The 18,435-nt window shown below is 64.5% G+C and carries 19 protein-coding genes and 1 other RNA gene; 13 read left to right on the top strand and 7 right to left on the bottom strand.

All coding sequences use genetic code 11. The features are described 5' to 3' along the window. Positions 1 to 125: 125 nt before the first annotated feature. The 6 genes from AAFX91_RS06035 to ssrA form a co-directional block, all read right to left on the bottom strand. Positions 126 to 1,700, bottom strand: a complete 1,575-nt coding sequence (locus AAFX91_RS06035; RefSeq protein WP_394565863.1) for an ABC-F family ATP-binding cassette domain-containing protein — start codon at positions 1,698 to 1,700, stop codon at positions 126 to 128. Between the two features lie 117 nt (positions 1,701 to 1,817). Further along, complete coding sequence (locus AAFX91_RS06040; protein WP_394565864.1) at positions 1,818 to 2,081, bottom strand: ribbon-helix-helix domain-containing protein; 264 nt, start codon at positions 2,079 to 2,081, stop codon at positions 1,818 to 1,820. Beyond that, positions 2,078 to 2,266, bottom strand: a complete 189-nt coding sequence (locus tag AAFX91_RS06045; RefSeq protein ID WP_130583017.1) for a DUF4169 family protein — start codon at positions 2,264 to 2,266, stop codon at positions 2,078 to 2,080. The genes AAFX91_RS06040 and AAFX91_RS06045 overlap by 4 nt, the downstream gene beginning before the upstream one ends. 324 nt (positions 2,267 to 2,590) lie before the next feature. Next, positions 2,591 to 4,012 carry a class II fumarate hydratase gene (gene fumC, locus AAFX91_RS06050; RefSeq protein ID WP_394565865.1) on the bottom strand — a complete coding sequence of 474 codons (1,422 nt, stop codon included), beginning with the start codon at positions 4,010 to 4,012 and terminating at the stop codon, positions 2,591 to 2,593. Between the two features lie 72 nt (positions 4,013 to 4,084). Further along, a complete protein-coding gene (locus AAFX91_RS06055; protein WP_130583016.1) occupies positions 4,085 to 4,606 on the bottom strand; it encodes an SspB family protein in 522 nt (173 codons plus the stop codon). 164 nt (positions 4,607 to 4,770) lie between these two features. Next, positions 4,771 to 5,134: a transfer-messenger RNA gene (gene ssrA / locus AAFX91_RS06060) on the bottom strand. A gap of 88 nt (positions 5,135 to 5,222) precedes the next feature. Between ssrA and AAFX91_RS06065 the strand changes: the two genes are divergently transcribed. The 12 genes from AAFX91_RS06065 (at position 5,223) to AAFX91_RS06120 (ending at position 16,357) form a co-directional block, all read left to right on the top strand. After that, positions 5,223 to 5,834 (top strand): chromate transporter, encoded by a 612-nt coding sequence (locus AAFX91_RS06065; protein ID WP_130583011.1) that lies wholly within the window; start codon positions 5,223 to 5,225, stop codon positions 5,832 to 5,834. Further along, positions 5,831 to 6,364, top strand: a complete 534-nt coding sequence (locus AAFX91_RS06070; RefSeq protein ID WP_130583010.1) for a chromate transporter — start codon at positions 5,831 to 5,833, stop codon at positions 6,362 to 6,364. The genes AAFX91_RS06065 and AAFX91_RS06070 overlap by 4 nt, the downstream gene beginning before the upstream one ends. A gap of 87 nt (positions 6,365 to 6,451) precedes the next feature. After that, positions 6,452 to 7,216 (top strand): tripartite tricarboxylate transporter TctB family protein, encoded by a 765-nt coding sequence (locus AAFX91_RS06075; RefSeq protein WP_130583009.1) that lies wholly within the window; start codon positions 6,452 to 6,454, stop codon positions 7,214 to 7,216. Between the two features lie 7 nt (positions 7,217 to 7,223). Continuing rightward, a complete protein-coding gene (locus tag AAFX91_RS06080; protein ID WP_130583008.1) occupies positions 7,224 to 8,741 on the top strand; it encodes a tripartite tricarboxylate transporter permease in 1,518 nt (505 codons plus the stop codon). A 119-nt stretch (positions 8,742 to 8,860) separates the two neighbouring features. Continuing rightward, positions 8,861 to 9,844, top strand: a complete 984-nt coding sequence (locus tag AAFX91_RS06085; protein WP_394565866.1) for a tripartite tricarboxylate transporter substrate binding protein BugD — start codon at positions 8,861 to 8,863, stop codon at positions 9,842 to 9,844. 352 nt (positions 9,845 to 10,196) lie between these two features. Beyond that, positions 10,197 to 10,991 carry a thymidylate synthase gene (locus AAFX91_RS06090; protein ID WP_130581597.1) on the top strand — a complete coding sequence of 265 codons (795 nt, stop codon included), beginning with the start codon at positions 10,197 to 10,199 and terminating at the stop codon, positions 10,989 to 10,991. A gap of 8 nt (positions 10,992 to 10,999) precedes the next feature. Then, positions 11,000 to 11,485: a GNAT family N-acetyltransferase gene (locus tag AAFX91_RS06095; protein WP_394565867.1), complete on the top strand. Its 486-nt coding sequence runs from the start codon at positions 11,000 to 11,002 to the stop codon at positions 11,483 to 11,485. Continuing rightward, positions 11,485 to 11,997: a dihydrofolate reductase gene (locus AAFX91_RS06100; protein ID WP_394565889.1), complete on the top strand. Its 513-nt coding sequence runs from the start codon at positions 11,485 to 11,487 to the stop codon at positions 11,995 to 11,997. The genes AAFX91_RS06095 and AAFX91_RS06100 overlap by 1 nt, the downstream gene beginning before the upstream one ends. A 163-nt stretch (positions 11,998 to 12,160) precedes the next feature. Next, positions 12,161 to 13,303 (top strand): FtsH protease activity modulator HflK, encoded by a 1,143-nt coding sequence (gene hflK / locus AAFX91_RS06105; protein ID WP_130581592.1) that lies wholly within the window; start codon positions 12,161 to 12,163, stop codon positions 13,301 to 13,303. After that, the gene (gene hflC, locus AAFX91_RS06110) at positions 13,300 to 14,220 is read left to right on the top strand and encodes a protease modulator HflC (protein WP_130581591.1); all 921 of its coding nucleotides are present in this window, start codon (positions 13,300 to 13,302) and stop codon (positions 14,218 to 14,220) included. Before hflK ends, hflC begins: the two co-directional genes overlap by 4 nt. A 74-nt stretch (positions 14,221 to 14,294) precedes the next feature. After that, positions 14,295 to 14,495, top strand: a complete 201-nt coding sequence (locus tag AAFX91_RS06115; protein ID WP_130581590.1) for a DUF2065 domain-containing protein — start codon at positions 14,295 to 14,297, stop codon at positions 14,493 to 14,495. 356 nt (positions 14,496 to 14,851) lie between these two features. After that, positions 14,852 to 16,357: a Do family serine endopeptidase gene (locus tag AAFX91_RS06120; RefSeq protein WP_130581589.1), complete on the top strand. Its 1,506-nt coding sequence runs from the start codon at positions 14,852 to 14,854 to the stop codon at positions 16,355 to 16,357. 132 nt (positions 16,358 to 16,489) lie between these two features. Here AAFX91_RS06120 and serB read toward each other — a convergent pair whose 3' ends face one another. Then, complete coding sequence (serB, locus tag AAFX91_RS06125) at positions 16,490 to 17,383, bottom strand: phosphoserine phosphatase SerB (protein WP_130581588.1); 894 nt, start codon at positions 17,381 to 17,383, stop codon at positions 16,490 to 16,492. Here serB and miaA point away from each other — a divergent pair. Then, positions 17,361 to 18,386, top strand: a complete 1,026-nt coding sequence (miaA, locus tag AAFX91_RS06130; RefSeq protein WP_394565868.1) for a tRNA (adenosine(37)-N6)-dimethylallyltransferase MiaA — start codon at positions 17,361 to 17,363, stop codon at positions 18,384 to 18,386. The genes serB and miaA overlap by 23 nt on opposite strands. Positions 18,387 to 18,435: the final 49 nt, after the last annotated feature.

An 18,435-nucleotide genomic window follows, 5' to 3' on the forward strand; every position in this document is an offset into this window, starting at 1 on the left:
CTATCCTTATCGCCATCCTTACAACTATCTTTTGACATGGTGACCTCGTGACGAAACAATCCACGAGATCTTCCTAGCCGACCAGATCAGCCCTCAGTGCGTGGTCGCCGGATGACGCTCACGATTCAGAGCCCAATCTCCCGTTCGATCCCGATCGCCTGCAGGAACGCCTTGTCGTGGCTGACGACGACCAGCGCGCCATCGAAGTCGCGCAGCGCGCTTTCCAGTTCTTCGATCGCGGCGAGGTCGAGATGGTTGGTGGGTTCGTCCAACAGCAACAATAGCGGCGGTTCCGGCCGCGCGAACACGCAAGCCAAGCCTGCGCGCAGGCGCTCGCCGCCGCTCAACGTATCCACGATCTGCAGCGCGGCCCTGTTGCGGAAGGCAAATCGCGCCAGCGCGGCATGCGCTTCATTGGCTGACAATTCCGGATTGAGCCGGCGCAGATTGTCCAAAATGCTGGTGTCGGCATCGAGCAGGCCGACATGCTGGTCGAGCATCGCGATTCGGTCGGTGCGACGATGGATCGTGCCGGCAGTCGGCTGCGCCGCTCCAGTGATCAGGCGGAGCAGCGTGCTCTTGCCAGTGCCATTGGCGCCGCCGATCGCAACGCGCTCGGGGCCGCGCAGCTCGAACGACAGCGGGCCGAACAGGTGGCGGGCGGCAAAGGCCATCGCCACGTCGTTGAAGGTGAGGAGCTCGCGATTGGCGGGAAGGGCGGTCTTCGGCAGGTCGATCGACAGCGGCGTCACGATCTCCACCCGCGCGCGGGCTTCCTCGAATGCATCCGCGCGCTCGCCGATCAGGCGCTCGGCGAGATGGCCTTCGCGCGCGGCGCTGGCCTCCGCGCGTTCCTTCTCGCGGTCCATGAACATCTTGTCCTCGATGCCCTTGGCGCGCCAGGCTCGGCCGGCCTTGTCGCGGCGCGACTTTCTTTCGCGCGCCTTCTGCGTCGCGCGCTCGGCGCTGCGCAGCGCATCGGCCGCCCGCTCCAGTTCGGTTTCAGCGCGCGAGCGCGCCGCGTCGCGCTGCTCGGCGAAATCAGGCCACGCGCCGCCGAAAATCGTGACGCCAATCGGCGTCAGTTCGACGATGCGGTTGACATGCTCCAACAGCATACGGTCGTGGCTTGCGACCACGATGCCGCCTTGCCATCGCACGAGCAATTGCGCCACCGCCTCGCGGCCGTCGGCATCGAGATTGTTGGTGGGCTCGTCCAGCAGCAGCACGTCAGGTGCCTGGATCAGCAGCCGCGCCAGCGCGAGGCGCGTTCGCTCGCCGCCGCTGAGCGACGCTACCGCGCGATCGAGCGATAGGGCGGGCAGGCCCACTTCCACCAACGTGGTCTGTAGTCGTGCTTCCAGTGTCCAGTCAGCCGCGCTGGCATCCTCGAGCGTGCCATCACCGCGCTCGAGCCGGTGCAGCCGCGCGAGCTCGCCATCGACGCCGAGGGCTTGCGCCAGCGTCGCCCGCCCGTCGGCGATCTGCGCGAGCATGCCGATCGATCCGGCACGGTGAACCGATCCGGCTGCTGGTTCGACCTCGCCCGCGATCAGGCGCAGCAGTGTCGATTTGCCGCAGCCGTTGCGTCCGACGATGCCGGTGCGCTCGCGTCCGATCGCGAGCGTCAGCTCATCGAACAGTGGGCGGCCCTCAGGCGCGTGAACCGAGATGGAATCCAGGACGACAAAGGCAGGCATGGAGAGCTTCCGAAATGGACAGGTTTCGCGGCGCGGTTCGCTTGGCGATATCCATTTCGCTCTCCACTCTGGTTTGTCGGTGAAGCCGGTGCCAGAGCACCGGCTATCTACAACGGATCAGGCTTGCGGCCTGTTGTCCGGTACCTGGGTCGTCGTCGCGGCGATTGCGCGCGAACGGAAATACTCCAGCACGAAAAGCCGGATCGCGGACGACAGATTGCCCTGCTGGCGATTGCTGTCGATCTCGCCGACCAGCTCCGACAGCGTCATGTTCCGGAGGCCCGAGATTTCCTTCATGCCATTCCAGAACGCTTCTTCCAGGCTGACGCTGGTCTTGTGGCCGGCGACCACGATCGAACGTTTGACGACGGGCGATTTCATGATGCGTCTCCGCCGTCGATGCGATGCTGATCCAACAGCTTCTTGTCGCGCGCGTTACGAAGCTCATCCGCTTTCCGTTCAGACTTGTTGCGACCAAATCGTGCGCGGTTGGTTTCAGCCTGCTTCGCAGCTTCTTTGCGCTGCTCTTGTTTTCTTACTCGGTTCAAATTGATCACGTGCCCCATGCCCACCCCATCATCCAGCGATCCCGAAGCGCAAATGCCTGTTGGCGAAACAGCCGCAGCCAAGTTGCGCGCAAGCACAGCACATGCCCATCCGAAATCACTATATAGCGCCTAGTGATAGCATCAAAAGGTTAGCTTCGCCCCGCGAAAACCATATATTTCGCCGCTGTCCCATGCGTCAACGCAACGCCCGTTGCAACCAATCTCATTCTTTAGGCGTTATGATCCATAATTATATCAGTCGAGGGGCTGCGCTAATTCGTAGCGCGCCAGCACATCCTATCACCGCTTTTTCCCGGGAAAATTATGCAATTCGCGGTTCACTTAACCCGGATGTGTCATTTTGCCCGGCTGCACCAGGGAATCGAATTCACGTTCCGATACATAGCCGAGCCGCAACGCCTCTTCCTTGAGCGTAGTGCCACGCGCATGTGCTGCTTTCGCGACTTTCGCGGCGTTGTCGTATCCGATCTTCGGCGCAAGCGCAGTGACGAGCATGAGCGATCGCTGCATCAGCTCGCCGATGCGTTTCTCATCGGCACGTATCCCGACCACGCAATGCTCGGTGAAGGAGCTGATAACATCCGACAGGAGCTGAACGGAACTCATCATGCAATATGCCAACACTGGCTTGTAGACGTTCAGCTCGAAGTGTCCCTGGCTGCCCGCGATGGTGACGGCGGTTTCGTTCCCGAAGACGTACGTGCATACCATCGTCATCGCCTCGCATTGCGTCGGGTTCACCTTGCCCGGCATGATCGAGGAGCCCGGCTCGTTCTCCGGCAGGATCAGTTCGCCGAGGCCTGAGCGCGGGCCCGAGCCGAGGAAGCGGATGTCGTTGGCGATCTTGAACAGCCCGGTCGCCACCGAATTGATCGCACCGTGCACCAGCACATAGGCGTCGTTGGAGGCCAGCGCCTCGAACTTGTTCGGCGCACTGATGAACGGCAGCTTCGTGATCTTGGCGACGTGCCTTGCGAACAGTCTCGCAAAGCGTGGCTTGGAGTTGAGGCCGGTGCCGACAGCGGTGCCGCCTTGCGCCAGCGGCAGGAGATCCTTCGCCGCTGTACGCAGCCGCGCGATGGCGCTCTCGACCTGCGCGGCATAGTCGGAGAATTCCTGACCCAGCGTCAGCGGCGTCGCATCCTGGGTGTGGGTGCGGCCGATCTTGACGATCTTCGCGAACGCTTTCTCCTTGCGGCGCAGCTCGCGATGCAATTCGCTGAGCGCAGGAATCAGCCTGCTGAAAATTCCCTGCGCCGCTGCGATGTGCATCGCCGTCGGAAACGAGTCGTTCGACGACTGGCTCATGTTGACGTGGTCGTTGGGATGAACCGGTTTCTTCGCGCCGAGTTCAAAGCCGAGCAGTTCGTTGGCGCGGTTGGCGATCACCTCGTTGAGGTTCATGTTGGTCTGCGTGCCCGAGCCGGTCTGCCACACCACCAGCGGGAAATGATCGTCGAGCTTGCCTTCGATCACTTCTTTCGCGGCGCGCGTGATCGCATTGGCACGGCGCGCGTCGATCAGGCCGAGCTCGCGGTTGGTGAGCGCTGCCGCCAGTTTCACGATGCCGAGCGCATGCACGATCTCGATCGGCATGCGGTCGCGGCCGATGCGGAAATTCTGCCGGGAGCGTTCGGTCTGCGCGCCCCAATAGCGGTCGGAGGCGACGTCGATCGGACCGAAACTGTCGGTCTCGACGCGGATGGTTTTGTTTTTTTGTGAGGAGGATGTTGATCGAGCCATTGCCAATGTCCGTTGCGCCGTGAAGCGGCGTAACGTTCATTCTACAGCGTCGACGATTGATGCGTGTTTAGATTATTTCTTGCGGAAGCGGTCGAGCCGAACCACCTCGGCGCCTTCGCTCGGCTTTTCCGAGTCTTCCTTCTCTTCCGAAGCAGTCTCGGCCGCCTGCGCAGGCGGCGATGGTGCAGGCGAAGCCGCAGGCAGCTTGGGCTCGGGCTTCTCGGGCGCGACCTCCTCCTCGGACGGTTCGAAATGCAGGCCGAACTTCACGGAGGGATCGAGGAAGCTCTTGATGGCGGCGAAGGGCACGACGAGCCGCTCCGGAATGCCGCCGAACGAAAGCCCGACCTCGAAACGGTCATCCGTCACCACCAGGTCCCAGAACTGGTGCTGCAGGATGATCGTCATCTCCTGCGGATACTGCGCGAGCAGCCGCGGCGAGATCTTCACGCCGTCGGCGTTGGAGATGAAGGTGATGTAGAAATGATGCTCGCCGGGAAGTCCGTGCTCCGCGGCGTCCGCCAGCACGTGGCGCACCACCCCGCGCAGCGCGTCGCGCGCCAGCACGTCATATCGGATGTGATCGGTCGCCATGATGGTCCTGTCGCGTTCAAAAATGGCCGGCCGCATGCCGGTCGCCCGACTCGCCTTTAGCAATATGGTATCCCGGCCACAAGCCAAGGTCAGCAGGCCTTCCGGATCGAATTTGCGGCGCAAGCACCCGCTTGGGATGCACGCACTTTACCATGCAAATGTGAAGTGGAGGCTTCTGTTGCCAGGTGCCTCCGAACCCCGCCTAGCGGAGCTTAACCCGCTAGGGCTTTAAAGTGGTCTTTCAAACTGCGTTACGCAGCCTGAGCAACCGGAGCATAGTTGTCGTTGGCAACTATTGCATTGGCCCGATATCGGCGGAACCATACCGAGAAAAAACACGCCCTTTACGCCCTCGTCGATCCTATTTCGCCCCCGCCGGAACCCACGGCTCTCGGTTCCGCATGGGCTCTGGTGGAGGCGCCGGGTACCGCCCCCGGGTCCGAATGGTTTATTTCGACGGTCATTTATTTCCATAGCCGGCAAGCCGGCACTCCCAATATAGGGGGTAAAGCAACGGAAAAACAGGCCCTTGGCGGCCCCATCCCGGCGTTTCATGCATGGAACGGCTTCGGTTTATCGCCTTGGCCGGCGGGATGCGGCATTTTAGGGTCTTGCCATGTCCTCCGATTCTCCGCCGGCCGCCGCCCCCGTGGCGGACCTTCCCGCCTCGACCCCGCCCATCCAGCCCAGTCTGGGGGAACTGTTCGTGGCCTTTGCAAAAATGTCCCTGGCCGGCTTCGGCGGGGTCCTGGTCTGGGCGCGCCGGGGCATCGTCGAGCAGCACCGCTGGATGACCGCGGACGAGTTCAACGAGACCTTCGCCCTGTGCCATTTCCTGCCAGGGCCGAATATCGTCAATCTGTCGTTCGTGTTCGGCTCCCGCTTCCGGGGGCTCGCCGGCGGGATCGCGGCCTTTGCCGGGCTGGTCGGCCCGCCGATGCTGATCGCGATCGTGCTGGCGGCGCTCTACAAGCATTACGGCGAGCTCGAAGCGCTGCGGCGGACGCTCGCCGGCGTAGCATGCGTCGCCGTCGGCCTTCTGCTGTCCGTGATGCTCAAGATGACGATGCCGCTGGTGAAGCGGCGCGATATCGCCGGGCTCGTAGTCCTCATGGCGGTCTTCATAGCGATCGGGGTGTTGCGGCTGCCGTTGGCGGAGGTGCTGCTGGTCGCCATCCCCGCGAGCCTAGCCGTCACGCTGCTGATTCGCCAACGGGGGCGGGCATGAATGAGGATATGAATCCGATTGCGACGCTGATCTGGACGTTCGGCCTGATGTCGCTGTTTGCCGTCGGCGGCGCCAATGCGGCCATTCCCGAAATGCACCGGATCGCGGTCGAAGTCCACCACTGGATGACCGACAAGGAGTTCGCCGACGTCTTCGCGATCTCGCAATTGTCGCCGGGGCCGAACGTGCTGATCGTGACCCTGATCGGCTACTCCGTCGCCGGCATCGCGGGGGCACTGGCGGCGACACTCGCGATGTGCGGGCCGACCGCGCTGCTTGCCTATTATGTGAGCGGGCTGCTCACGCGCTCGCGCCATTCGCGCTGGCCGGCGATCATCCAGGCGGCACTGGTTCCGCTTTCGATCGGGCTGATGGCCGCGAGTGGGTTCATTTTGGCCCGGACTTCCGACCAAAGTTGGATTGCCGCTCTTACGACGGTGATAACGGCCATTGTTGCCTTTGCGACGCGGCTTAACCCTTTTTGGCTGTTGCTGGCCGGGGGCGTCCTCGGTTTCGCTGGCGTTATTTGACGAAAATCGCTAGGCAAGGCCGGGGCGGGTTGCAAATCCAGCCGATAGAATAACAGGGCCCGCGGTGCGGGCACGGAGGAGACATGCATGGCCGAAACGATGGGCCAAACCGCATCAAGCACACGTAACACGAACGCCGCCATCGGCATTTTCGTGCTGGCGCTGGCGCCGCAGCTTTTCGAGCTGGTGTGGTCGTTGGGCACAATCTTCGGACTGGGCACGGGCCGCGGGCCGGCGCAGGTGCTGCTCGCCCATGGCGGAGCGCTATTGTCCGCCGCCCCCAACGCGGTGTTCGGATCGGTCGCCGCCGACGCCAAGAAGGGCTTTTCCTCGGATGTGCTGCTGGCGCTGATCTATTCCTATCCGCTGTTTGCGGTTGCGATCGTCACGCTGTTCGTCAAGATTCGCGCGCCGCAGGATTATATCGGCGGCATCGTGCTGATGGCGCTCGCGCTACTGGCGCTATGGGCCTCGAGCGATCTGCAGGGCATGCGCGGCTTCTCCTTCGGCGCCGGCACCGCACCGCGGATGTTCGGCGTGCTGTTGGTTGGGCTCGGCGCCGGCATTGCCGTGACGGGGCTGTTCACCGAGGGACCGGGACTGGCGCACTATTCCTGGCGCGGACCGCTGTTCGTTTGCGCCGCGATCGTTTTCTTTGCATTGGCGATCCGTCCACTCGGTTTGGTGGTGTCGGCCTTCGCAAGCTTCATGATCGCGGCACTGGGCACGCATGAAACACGATGGATCGAGGCTGTCATCGTCGGCGCCTGCCTGACGCTCGGTTGCGCGCTCCTCTTCCCCTATGTGCTGGGGCTGCCGATGCCGATGTTCCCGCGTTTCCTGATCCAGTGAGGGCGTGATGGTCGATCTTTTTGCTAATCTCGCCCACGGTTTTGCCGTCGCCTTCTCGCCGATCAATCTGTTGATGTGCCTGATCGGCGCGCTTGTCGGCACGCTGGTCGGCGTGTTGCCGGGCATCGGCACCATCGCCACGGTGGCGATGCTGCTCCCGATCACGTTCGGGTTGCCGCCGGTCGGCGCGCTGATCATGCTCGCGGGCATCTATTACGGCGCCCAATATGGCGGCTCGACCACCTCGATCCTGGTCAATATCCCGGGCGAGGCGACCTCGGTCGTCACCGCCCTTGACGGCCACCAGATGGCAAAACAGGGCCGCGCCGGCCCGGCGCTGGCGATCGCCGCGATCGGCTCGTTCTTCGCCGGCTGCGTCGCCACCGTCCTGATTGCCATCCTGGGCGCGCCGTTGACAAAACTCGCGCTGGCGTTCGGGCCGGCCGAATATTTCTCGCTGATGGTGCTCGGCCTGATCTTTGCGGTGGTGCTGGCAAAGGGCTCGGTGCTGAAGGCGATCGCGATGATCGTGATGGGGCTGCTGCTGTCGATGGTCGGTTCCGACATCGAGACCGGCGCTTCCCGCATGGCCTTCAACATCCCCGAGCTCGCCGACGGCCTCGGCTTCGCCACCGTGGCGATGGGCGTGTTCGGCTTCGCGGAGATCATCCGCAACCTCGACCACGGCGCCGAGATGAGCCGCGATCTGGTGCAGCAGAAGATCACCGGCCTGATGCCGACGAGAAAGGACCTCATCGACTCCGCGCCCGCGATCGGACGCGGCACGGTGCTGGGATCGATCCTCGGCATCCTGCCGGGCGGCGGCGCCGTCATTGCCTCCTTCGCCGCCTATACGCTGGAGAAGAAGCTCGCCAAGGATCCGTCGCGGTTCGGCCGCGGCGCGATCGAGGGCGTAGCTGCGCCGGAGAGCGCCAACAATGCCGCGGCGCAGACCTCGTTCATCCCGCTGCTCACGCTCGGCATCCCGCCCAATGCGGTGATGGCGCTGATGGTCGGCGCGATGACGATCCACGGCATCGTGCCGGGGCCGCAGGTGATGCAGAAGCAGCCGGATCTGGTCTGGGGCATGATCGCCTCGATGTGGATCGGCAATCTGATGCTGGTCATCATCAACCTGCCGCTGGTCGGCATCTGGGTCCGGCTGTTGCGCGTGCCGTACCGGCTGATGTTCCCCTCGATCGTGATCTTCTGCGCGATCGGCATCTACTCCGTGAACAACGCTCCGGTCGACGTCGTCCTTGCCGGCGTGTTCGGCCTGGTCGGCTACTGGCTGATCAAGCACGATTTCGAGCCGGCGCCGCTGCTGCTCGGGATGGTGCTCGGGCCGCTGATGGAGGAGAACCTGCGCCGGGCGCTCCTGATCTCGCGCGGCGACTGGAGCGTGTTCGTCAGCCGCCCGTTGTCGGCGGTGCTGCTGGCGATCGCCGCAGGACTGCTGGTGCTGGCGGTCCTGCCGACCCTGCGCGCCAAGCGCGACGAGGTGTTCGTGGAGTCCGAGGGCTGAGGTTAGCCTGCGTCGGCGTGTCGCAGGCGGAAGTCGTATCGACTCCCCGAAGTTCGTTATGAAAGGAAATGCCGGCCGTTTGGCCGGCATTTTCGTTTAACGGACATCAGGGGATCTCGATGAATTGGTATGGTCGCTCGCTTGCGAGTGCTTCTCTCGCGCTGGCAGCCTTGCTGTCGGCTGTCGTCGCGCCAGCACGCGCGCAGGACTATCCGACGCGCAGCATCACCATGATTGTGCCGTTCGCGGCTGGCGGCCCGACCGACGTCATCGCGCGCATCGTCACCGGCCATATGGCGCAAACGCTCGGCCAGAGCATCATCATCGAGAACGTGGTCGGAGCTGGCGGCACCACGGCGAGCGCACGCGCGGCGCGCACCGCCAATGACGGCTATACGCTGATCACGGGGCACATGGGGACGCACGCGGCCTCGGTGCCGCTCTATCCCAATCTGGCCTACCATCCGGAGAAGAGCTTCGAGCCGGTCGGGCTCCTGGCCGGCACGCCGATCCTGATCCTGGCGCGCAAGGACTTTCCGCCGAAGGACCTGAAGGAATTCGTGACTTACGTGAAGGCCAACGCCGAGAAGGTCAACGCGGCGCATGCCGGCGTCGGTTCGGTCTCCCACGTCTCCTGCCAGCTCCTGAACTCGGTCCTCGGCATCGAGCCGGTCGGCGTGCCCTTCAACGGCACGGGCCCGGCGATGAACGCGCTGGTGGCCGGGCAGGTCGACTATATGTGCGACCAGATCGTCAACGCCGTGCCGCAGATCAATGCCGGCACCATCAAGGCCTATGCGATTGCGACCCCCGAGCGGAACCCGTCGCTGCCGAATGTTCCGACCACGGCGGAGGCTGGTCTGCCGGCCTTCCAGGCCCAGGCCTGGAACGCGATCTTCGCGCCCAAGGGGACACCGGCGCCGATCATCGCCAAATTGAACGCGGCAGCCGTCAAGACGCTGGACGACGAAACCGTCCGCAAGCGCCTGCTCGAGCTCGGCAGCGTCATCCCGCAGCCGGCCGACCGCACGCCGGAGGCGCTGGGGACGCTGGTCAACAACGAGATCAAGAAGTGGACCCCGGTGCTCAAGCCGGCTGGCTAGAGTGACCCCGTAGCCCGGGTGGAGCGAAAGCGCAACCCGGGGACACCTCGCTGTCATTCCGGGGCGTCCGAAGGACGAGCCCGGAATCCATCGGGCGGCATGCGCCAGCGGCGAAATGGATTCTCTGATGTGCAATTGCACATCATAGCTCGCGCTCCGCGCGCCCCGGAATGACAGCGAGCGGTCCCGGGTTGCGGACGTGGAGAAGGGCGGAACGCGGGTTCCGCCCTTGTCGTTTAAGAACGGGCCATCATTTTTCCGGGTATAATCGCCAGGGAAGGCCGAATCGCCGTGTCGACGGCCGTTTGTGGCCGGTACATTCGCCGTTCCCGAAAGGCCCGAAGCTCACGCCATGAACCAGTATCACGACCTGCTCGAACGCATCCTCGCCGATGGCGCGGAGAAGCACGACCGTACCGGCACCGGGACGCTGTCGATCTTCGGCCACCAGATGCGCTTCAACCTGTCGGCCGGCTTCCCGATGCTGACGACCAAGCGGCTGCCGCTGAAGGCGATCGTGCATGAACTGCTCTGGTTCCTCGCCGGCGACACCAACATCAAATATCTGCGCGACAACGGCGTCACCATCTGGGACGAATGGGCCGACGCCAATGGCGATCTCGGCCCGGTCTACGGCTCGCAATGGCGCTCCTGGCCGGCGCCCGACGGCCGCAGCATCGACCAGATCGCGAACGTGATCGACATGATCAAGCGCAATCCGGATTCGCGCCGCCTGATCGTCAGCGCCTGGAATCCGGCCGACGTCGACAAGATGGCGCTGCCGCCCTGCCACTGCCTGTTCCAGTTCTATGTCGCCAACGGCAAACTGTCCTGCCAGCTCTACCAGCGCTCCGGCGATGTCTTCCTCGGCGTGCCCTTCAACATCGCCTCCTATGCGCTCCTCACCATGATGGTGGCGCAGGTGACGGGACTGAAGCTCGGCGATTTCGTGCACTCGCTCGGCGACACGCACCTCTATTCCAACCATATCGAGCAGGCGCGGCTGCAGCTCACGCGTCCGACCCGGCCGCTACCGGTGATGAAGATCAATCCCGACGTGAAGGACATCTTCGCCTTCCGCTACGAGGATTTCAAACTCGAGGGCTACGACCCGCACCCGCACATCAAGGCCGAAGTCGCGGTGTGAGCTTAAGGATGTCGCTGACCATCCGCCGTGCGCGTGCCGATGAAGCCGGGCTCGTCTACGCGCTCGTTCGCGAGCTTGCCGAATACGAGAAGCTGCTCCACGAGGTGAAGGCCACCGAAGCCGACATTGCCGAGGCGCTGTTCGGCGACAATCCGCGGCTCGCGTGCGACATCGCCGAGTGGAACGGGGAGCCTGCGGGCTTTGCGCTCTGGTTCGTCAATTTCTCCAGCTTCGCCGGCAAGCACGGGATCTATCTGGAGGATCTGTTCGTCCGCCCGGCGCTGCGTGGCAAGGGCATCGGCAAGGCGCTGCTCGTCCATCTTGCGAGGAAATGTGTCGCCAACGGGTGGGCGCGATTACAGTGGGCGGTGCTCGACTGGAATACGCCCTCGATCGAATTCTACAAATCGCTCGGCGCCGTCATGATGGACGAATGGACATTGTGCCGCGTCACCGGTCCGGCGCTGCAGGCGCTGGCGGATGGGGCGCGCTGATGGAGATCGTGCTGATCGCAGCGGTTGCCGAGAACGGCGTGATCGGGCGCGGCAATGCGATCCCGTGGCGCTTGAAGAGCGACCAGCAGCGCTTCAAGGCCATCACCATGAACAGGCCGGTGGTGATGGGGCGCAAGACCTTCGAGTCCCTGCGCAGGCCGCTCCCCGGTCGGACCAACATCGTGGTGACGCGCGACGCGAACTATCGCGCTCCCGGCGCGATCGTCACCCAGTCGTTCGAGAACGCCCGCGCGATCGCGCTCGGCGATGCGCTGCGGCGTTTCGCCACCGAAATCGCCGTCATCGGCGGCGCCGAGATCTACGCGCAATGGATCGATAGCGCCGACCGGCTCGAAATCACCGAAGTGCATGCGCGGCCGGGAGGCGATACGCATTTCGCCACAATTGACACGGCGAAATGGGAAGAAGTGGCGCGGGTGCGAAATCCGGCCGGGCCGACCGACAGCGTCGATTTTTCCTATGTGACATATAGTCGGCGTGTCCAGCGTTAACCCCGCTAGCCAATGTTTGCATTGACAATTATGTCCGCAGGCATAGCTCGTTCAGCTTGGAAGCTTGCGTTGTAAGGGGCCATTCGGTCCCCTATAAAGCCGGGCGGACTGACGAGGCCGGGCGTCCATCAATCCATCCCGGGCTTGCCGAGGAGAAGCTTTAATGCCGTGGAAGAATCAAGGCGGGGGGCCGTGGGGCTCGGGTCCGAAGGGCCCATGGGGCTCCGGTCCACAATCGGTCGGGCCGCGCCCGCCGGATCTTGAGGACCTCCTGCGCCGCGGCCAGGACCGGCTGCAGCAGCTCCTGCCCGGCGGCCATTTCAGCAGCATGGGGATCGCGCTTGTCGTCGTCGGCGCGCTCGCGATCTGGGGCCTGTCCGGCTTCTTCCGGGTCCAGTCGGAAGAACTCGGCGTCGTCCTGCGCTTTGGCAAGCACGTGCGCACGGTGCAGCCGGGCTTGAACTATCATTTGCCCTATCCGATCGAGACAGTGCTGCTGCCGAAGGCGCTGCGCGTCTCCACCATTTCGATCGGCATGACCCTGATCGACGACCCGGCGCGGCGCGGCCGCACCATGCGCGACGTGCCGGAAGAGAGCCTGATGCTGACCGGAGACGAGAACATCGTCGACGTCGATTTCACCGTGCTGTGGCGGATCAAGCCCGACGGCGTCGGCGACTTCCTGTTCAACATCCAGAACCCCGAAGGCACCGTGAAGGCGGTGGCGGAGAGCGCCATGCGCGAGGTGATCGGCCGGTCACAGATCCAGCCGATCCTCACCGGCGCGCGCACCACCACCGAGCAGAACGTGCAGGAACTGATGCAGAAGACGCTCGATACCTACGGCGCCGGCGTCCTGATCACCCAGGTGCAGATGCAGAAGGTCGATCCGCCGCAGCAGGTGATCGACTCGTTCCGCGACGTTCAGGCGGCGCGCGCCGACCTCGAGCGGTTGCAGAACGAGGCGCAGACCTATGCCAACCGCGTGATACCGGAGGCGCGCGGCCGCTCCGCCCAGATCGTGCAGGCGGCCGAAGGCTACAAGGAGCAGGCGGTGGCGGAGGCCAAGGGCCAGAGTGCGCGCTTCCTGAAAGTCTATGACGAATACAAGAAGGCCCCCGACGTGACGCGGCAACGCATTTACCTGGAGACGATGGAACGCATCCTCGGTGGCTCCGAGAAACTGGTCTATGACGGCGGCAACGGGTCCGGCCAGAACATCGTGCCGTATTTGCCGCTGAGCGAGCTGACGCCGCGGCGTCCGTCCGCCACCACCGGTCAGCAGCAGGGCGGAGGCACGCGATGAGGTCGCCCGTCACCGGCATTGCCGCGCTGATCATCCTGCTGGTGCTGGTCATCATCGGCTACAGCTCGGTCTTCACCGTGCAGCAGACCGAACAGGTCCTGGTGGTCCGGCTCGGCGAGCCCGTCCGCGTGGTCACCGAACCCGGCCTCAACTTCAAGGCGCCGTTCATCGATTCCGTGATCTCGATCGACAAGCGCATCCTCGACCTGGAAAACCCGTCGCAGGAAGTAATCGCCTCCGACCAGAAGCGGCTGGTGGTCGACGCCTTCGCCCGCTACCGCATCAAGAACGCGCTGCGCTTCTATCAGAGCGTCGGCACGATCCAGGCGGCCAACGTGCAGTTGACGACGCTGCTCAACGCGGCGCTGCGCCGCGTGCTCGGCGAGGTCACCTTCATCAACGTCGTCCGCGACGAGCGCGAGAGGTTGATGGCGCGGATCCGCGACCAACTCGACCACGAGGCCGACGGCTACGGCATCCAGGTCGTCGACGTCCGCATCCGCCGCGCCGACCTCCCGGAGCAGAACAGCCAGGCGGTCTACCAGCGGATGCAGACCGAGCGTCAGCGCGAGGCGGCCGAATTCCGCGCCCAGGGCGGTCAGAAGGCGCAGGAGATCCGCTCCAAGGCGGATCGTGAGGCAACCGTCATCGTCGCTGAGGCCAATTCGACCGCGGAGCAGGTGCGCGGCGAGGGCGACGCCGAGCGCAACCGGCTGTTTGCCGAAGCCTATGGCAAGGATGCGGATTTCTTCGCGTTCTACCGTTCGATGTCGGCCTATGAGAACGGCCTGCGCGCCAACGACACCCGCTTCCTGTTGCGCCCGGACTCCGATTTCTTCAAATATTTCGGCAGCGCGTCCGGCCGTCCGCTGGCCGTCGGTCCGTCGGCAACGGCCGCCGCGCCGAAGCAGCAGTAACCGCATCACGAGGGCGAAGCATCCGCTTCGCCCCTTAGCCAAGAAGAAACGCCCGGACGAGAGGTCGCCATCCGATGAGGTCCATAGCGTTCGCCGACTTCCTCATCGGTGTGGGAATTCTGTTCGTGCTCGAGGGCCTGATGTTCGCGGCAAGCCCGAACTGGATGCGGCGCGCGATGAAAAGCGCGCTGGCAACCCCGGACAATGTGTTGCGCGTGGTCGGGATCGGATCGGCGGTGGGTGGCTTGATCCTGATCTGGCTGGTGCGGCGCTGAGCATCGTTGCGAACTCTCGGGTCGTCATGCCCGGGCAAAAGCGCGAAGCGCGTCTTCGCGCAGATGTCCCGGGCATCCACGTTCTTCGCCGCCGTCGCAAAGGGCGTGGATGGCCGGGACCCGGCTACGCCAAGGCTTCGCCGGGCACGCCAGTGTTGGTCCGGCGAAGCGACAGCGAAGACGGACAAGCCCGGCCATGACGGAAAAAATTGGCTGGCCGGAACTTATCGGCTCAACGCAATCGTGAGCCGCAAGGCGCCGGTTTTTCGCCGAAATGGTTGTCTCAAATGCTTGCGCGGCCACCCCGTTCGGGCGCACTGTGGGTGGAATATCGTATTTCCTGGAGAGAAGCTGACATGACCGGTGCCAGACCCGCCTTGAGCCGTCGCCTGCGCCTGATGGGAGCCGCGATTGCCATCGGCGCCGCCGGCGTGCTTGCCTCAGTGCCAGCGGCCTTCGCGCGAGGACCCGACGGCATCGCTGACGTTGCCGAAAAGGTGATCGATGCGGTCGTGAACATCTCGACGTCGCAGACGGTGGAGGCCAAGGGCGGCGGCGCCATGCCGCAACTGCCGCCGGGCTCGCCCTTCGAGGAGTTCTTCGACGACTTCTTCAAGAACCGCCGTGGCCCCGGTGGCGGCAAGGGCGGGGACAAGAACGGCGAGTTTCAGCCGCGCAAGACCAACTCGCTCGGCTCCGGCTTCATCGTCGACACCGCAGGCATCGTGGTGACCAACAACCACGTGATTGCCGATGCCGACGAGATCAACATCATCATGAACGACGGCACCAAGGTTAAGGCGGAGCTGGTCGGCGTCGATAAGAAGACCGATCTCGCCGTCCTGAAGTTCAAGCCGCCGAAGCCGCTGACTGCGGTGAAGTTCGGCGATTCCGACAAGCTCAGGCTCGGCGAATGGGTAATCGCGATCGGCAACCCCTTCAGCCTCGGCGGCTCGGTGACCGCCGGCATCGTGTCGGCGCGCAACCGCGACATCAGCCAGGGTCCCTACGACAGCTACATCCAGACCGACGCCGCCATCAACCGCGGCAATTCGGGTGGACCGCTGTTCAACCTCGATGGCGAAGTGGTCGGCGTCAACACACTGATCATCTCGCCGACCGGCGGCTCGATCGGCCTCGGCTTTGCCGTGCCGTCGAAGACGGTCGCTGCCGTCGTGGATCAACTGCAGAAATTTGGCGAGCTGCGCCGCGGCTGGCTCGGCGTCCGAATCCAGCAGGTCACCGACGAGATCGCCGACAGCCTCAACATCAAGCCGGCGCGTGGCGCGCTGGTCGCGGGCATTGACGACAAGGGGCCGGCGAAACCCGCGGGCATCGAGCCTGGCGACGTCGTGGTCAAGTTCGACGGCAAGGACGTCAAGGATCCCAAGGATCTCTCGCGCGTCGTTGCGGACACCGCCGTCGGCAAGGAAGTCGACGTCGTCGTCATCCGCAAGGGCAATGAGGAGACCAAGCGGGTCACGCTCGGCCGGCTCGAGGACACCGACAAGGTGCAGCAGGCCAACGCCAAGACCAAGGACGAGCCGGCGGAGAAGCCGGTGACGCAGAAGGCGCTCGGGCTCGATCTTGCGGTGCTGAACAAGGATCTCCGCACCAAGTACAAGATCAAGGACAGCGTGAAGGGCGTGATCATCACCGGCGTCGATGGTACCTCCGATGCCGCCGAAAAGCGCCTGTCCGCCGGCGACGTCATCGTCGAGGTCGCGCAGGAAGCGGTCGCGAGCGCCGCCGACATCAAGAAGCGCGTCGACCAGTTGAAGAAGGACGGCAAGAAGTCGGTCCTCCTGCTCGTCTCCAACGGCGACGGAGAACTGCGCTTCGTGGCGCTGAGCGTGCAGTAACGCGCCGCAGGGCGTTCCGCGCTCGACTGTCATACTCCGCGAAGGCGGAGTATCCAGTAATCGCCGGCGTGAATAACAGGCCGCGCTGGAATACCGGGTCAGCCGCCTTCGCGGGTGACGACGGGTGAGGGCCTATCCCTCGACGAATTCATCCCGCCGATAGCCCTGTGCGTAGAGCAGCGCGGTGAGGTCGCCGTGGTCGATCCGCGCTGCCGCGGCCGCTGCGACCGCGGGCTTGGCGTGGTAGGCGACGCCGAGGCCGGCGGCCTCGATCATGCCGAGGTCGTTGGCGCCGTCGCCGACGACCAGCGTGTCGATGGCATCGAGGTCGAAGGCCTCGCGCAGCTCGATCAGCGTGGCGAGCTTGGTGGCGCGGCCGACGATTGGCTCCTTCACCTCGCCCACGAGCTTGCCGTCGCGCGCGATCAGCTCATTGGCGCGGTTCTCCTGGAAGCCGATCTTGGCGGCGATCGCGTTGGTGAACAGCGTGAAGCCGCCCGAGATCAGGCAGGTCCAGGCGCCGTTGGCGCGCATGGTCATCACCAGTTCGCGGCCGCCCGGCGTTGGCGTGATGCGCTTTTCCAGGACCTCGTCGACCACGCTCACGGGTAGGTCCTTCAATAGTGCGACGCGCTCGCGCAGCGCCGGCTCGAAGGCGATCTCGCCGCGCATCGCGCGCTCGGTGATTTTTGAGACATGCTCCTTCAGCCCGGCGAAATCGGCGAGCTCGTCGACGCATTCCTGACCGATCATGGTGGAGTCCATGTCGGCGAGAAAAAGCTTCTTGCGCCTGAAGGCGCGAGGCTGCACCACAATATCGATCGGCAGGTCGCCGCGCGCCTGTTGCAGGCGGGCTTCGATCGCCTTGATATCCTCGCTGCCGTCAAAGGGGATGTCGACGGCGACCTCGTCGAACAGCCACTGCGCCGCGCCGGGCGAGGGCAGGACGGCCAGCGCGCCGTCGACGATGGTGGAGTCGAGCGCCGGATTGGCGGGATTGCAGATGAGGGTGGCGACGAGCGACATGGCGGCGGCTTCGCAAGCTGGGACAAGAGCGGTGCTTATCGCAGGGCCGACCGCCAGCGGCAAGTCGGCGCTGGCACTCGACCTTGCGCAAAGAGCTCGCGGTGTCGTGATCAACACCGACTCGATGCAAGTCTATCGCGACCTCCGCATCATCACGGCGCGGCCGACGGTCGAGGAGGAGGCGCAGGTCGCGCACCGGCTCTACGGCCATGTCGACGCAGCCACAAATTTCTCCGCCGGCGCCTGGGTCGCGGATGCCGCGAAGGTGCTTTCCGAGGTGCGCGCCGAGAACCGGCTGCCGATCTTCATCGGCGGCTCGGGCCTGTATTTCAAGGCGCTCACCCATGGGCTGTCGGCGGTGCCGGCGATCGCTGCCGAGGTACGCGAGGGCGTGCGCGCTCGGCTCGAACGTGACGGCGTCGAGGCGCTGCATGCGGAACTCTCCCGGCGCGACCCCGCCTATGCCGAGCGCCTGAAGCCGCGCGACCGCACCCGCATCGCCCGCGCGCTCGAAGTCGTCGAGGCGACCGGCCGCTCGCTGACCGAATGGCACCGCGACGGCCTGCCGCCGCTATTGCCGCCAGGCGAATTCACCGCCCTGTTCCTCGCCCCCGAGCGCGACCAGCTCTATGCGCGGATCGATGCCCGGTTCGAGGCGATGCTGAACGCCGGCGCGCTGGACGAGGTGGCAAAGCTCGCGGCGCGCCATCTCGATCCCTTGCTGCCGGCGATGAAGGCCCACGGCGTGCCGGCCCTGATCCGGCACCTCAACGGCGAGATCAGCCGCGAGGAGGCGTCCGAGATCGGCCGCGCCGACACCCGCCATTATGCGAAACGGCAATTCACCTGGTTCCGCCACCAATTGCCGGAATTCGAATGGGTGGCGCCCGAAGCGGCGAGAGGATGGCTGGAGGCCAGCGTCATTCCAGGGCGCGAAGCGAACCCGGAATCTCGAGATTCCGGGTCTGGTCCTTCGGACCATCCCGGAATGACATCGTCGTGAGTCTGGTCGCGCATGGCTGGGAGCAGCAATTTCGCACTCGCCGAAGGCC

Source organism: Bradyrhizobium sp. 31Argb (genome assembly GCF_043638955.1).
In the GTDB taxonomy this organism is placed as follows: Bacteria; Pseudomonadota; Alphaproteobacteria; order Rhizobiales; family Xanthobacteraceae; genus Bradyrhizobium.

Excerpts from the sequence above, each read along its gene's own strand:
- AAFX91_RS06045 (WP_130583017.1), bottom strand. The coding sequence starts at position 2,266 with ATGGGGCACGTGATCAATTTGAACCGAGTAAGAAAACAAGAGCAGCGC.
- AAFX91_RS06055 (WP_130583016.1), bottom strand. The coding sequence starts at position 4,606 with ATGGCGACCGATCACATCCGATATGACGTGCTGGCGCGCGACGCGCTG.
- AAFX91_RS06095 (WP_394565867.1), top strand. The coding sequence starts at position 11,000 with ATGTCGCTGACCATCCGCCGTGCGCGTGCCGATGAAGCCGGGCTCGTC.
- AAFX91_RS06100 (WP_394565889.1), top strand. The coding sequence starts at position 11,485 with ATGGAGATCGTGCTGATCGCAGCGGTTGCCGAGAACGGCGTGATCGGG.
- AAFX91_RS06065 (WP_130583011.1), top strand. The coding sequence starts at position 5,223 with ATGTCCTCCGATTCTCCGCCGGCCGCCGCCCCCGTGGCGGACCTTCCC.
- fumC (WP_394565865.1), bottom strand. The coding sequence starts at position 4,012 with ATGGCTCGATCAACATCCTCCTCACAAAAAAACAAAACCATCCGCGTC.
- AAFX91_RS06080 (WP_130583008.1), top strand. The coding sequence starts at position 7,224 with ATGGTCGATCTTTTTGCTAATCTCGCCCACGGTTTTGCCGTCGCCTTC.
- AAFX91_RS06070 (WP_130583010.1), top strand. The coding sequence starts at position 5,831 with ATGAATGAGGATATGAATCCGATTGCGACGCTGATCTGGACGTTCGGC.
- miaA (WP_394565868.1), top strand. The coding sequence starts at position 17,361 with ATGAGGGTGGCGACGAGCGACATGGCGGCGGCTTCGCAAGCTGGGACA.
- AAFX91_RS06115 (WP_130581590.1), top strand. The coding sequence starts at position 14,295 with ATGAGGTCCATAGCGTTCGCCGACTTCCTCATCGGTGTGGGAATTCTG.
- AAFX91_RS06035 (WP_394565863.1), bottom strand. The coding sequence starts at position 1,700 with ATGCCTGCCTTTGTCGTCCTGGATTCCATCTCGGTTCACGCGCCTGAG.
- AAFX91_RS06075 (WP_130583009.1), top strand. The coding sequence starts at position 6,452 with ATGGCCGAAACGATGGGCCAAACCGCATCAAGCACACGTAACACGAAC.
- hflK (WP_130581592.1), top strand. The coding sequence starts at position 12,161 with ATGCCGTGGAAGAATCAAGGCGGGGGGCCGTGGGGCTCGGGTCCGAAG.
- hflC (WP_130581591.1), top strand. The coding sequence starts at position 13,300 with ATGAGGTCGCCCGTCACCGGCATTGCCGCGCTGATCATCCTGCTGGTG.
- AAFX91_RS06090 (WP_130581597.1), top strand. The coding sequence starts at position 10,197 with ATGAACCAGTATCACGACCTGCTCGAACGCATCCTCGCCGATGGCGCG.
- AAFX91_RS06040 (WP_394565864.1), bottom strand. The coding sequence starts at position 2,081 with ATGAAATCGCCCGTCGTCAAACGTTCGATCGTGGTCGCCGGCCACAAG.
- serB (WP_130581588.1), bottom strand. The coding sequence starts at position 17,383 with ATGTCGCTCGTCGCCACCCTCATCTGCAATCCCGCCAATCCGGCGCTC.
- AAFX91_RS06085 (WP_394565866.1), top strand. The coding sequence starts at position 8,861 with ATGAATTGGTATGGTCGCTCGCTTGCGAGTGCTTCTCTCGCGCTGGCA.
- AAFX91_RS06120 (WP_130581589.1), top strand. The coding sequence starts at position 14,852 with ATGACCGGTGCCAGACCCGCCTTGAGCCGTCGCCTGCGCCTGATGGGA.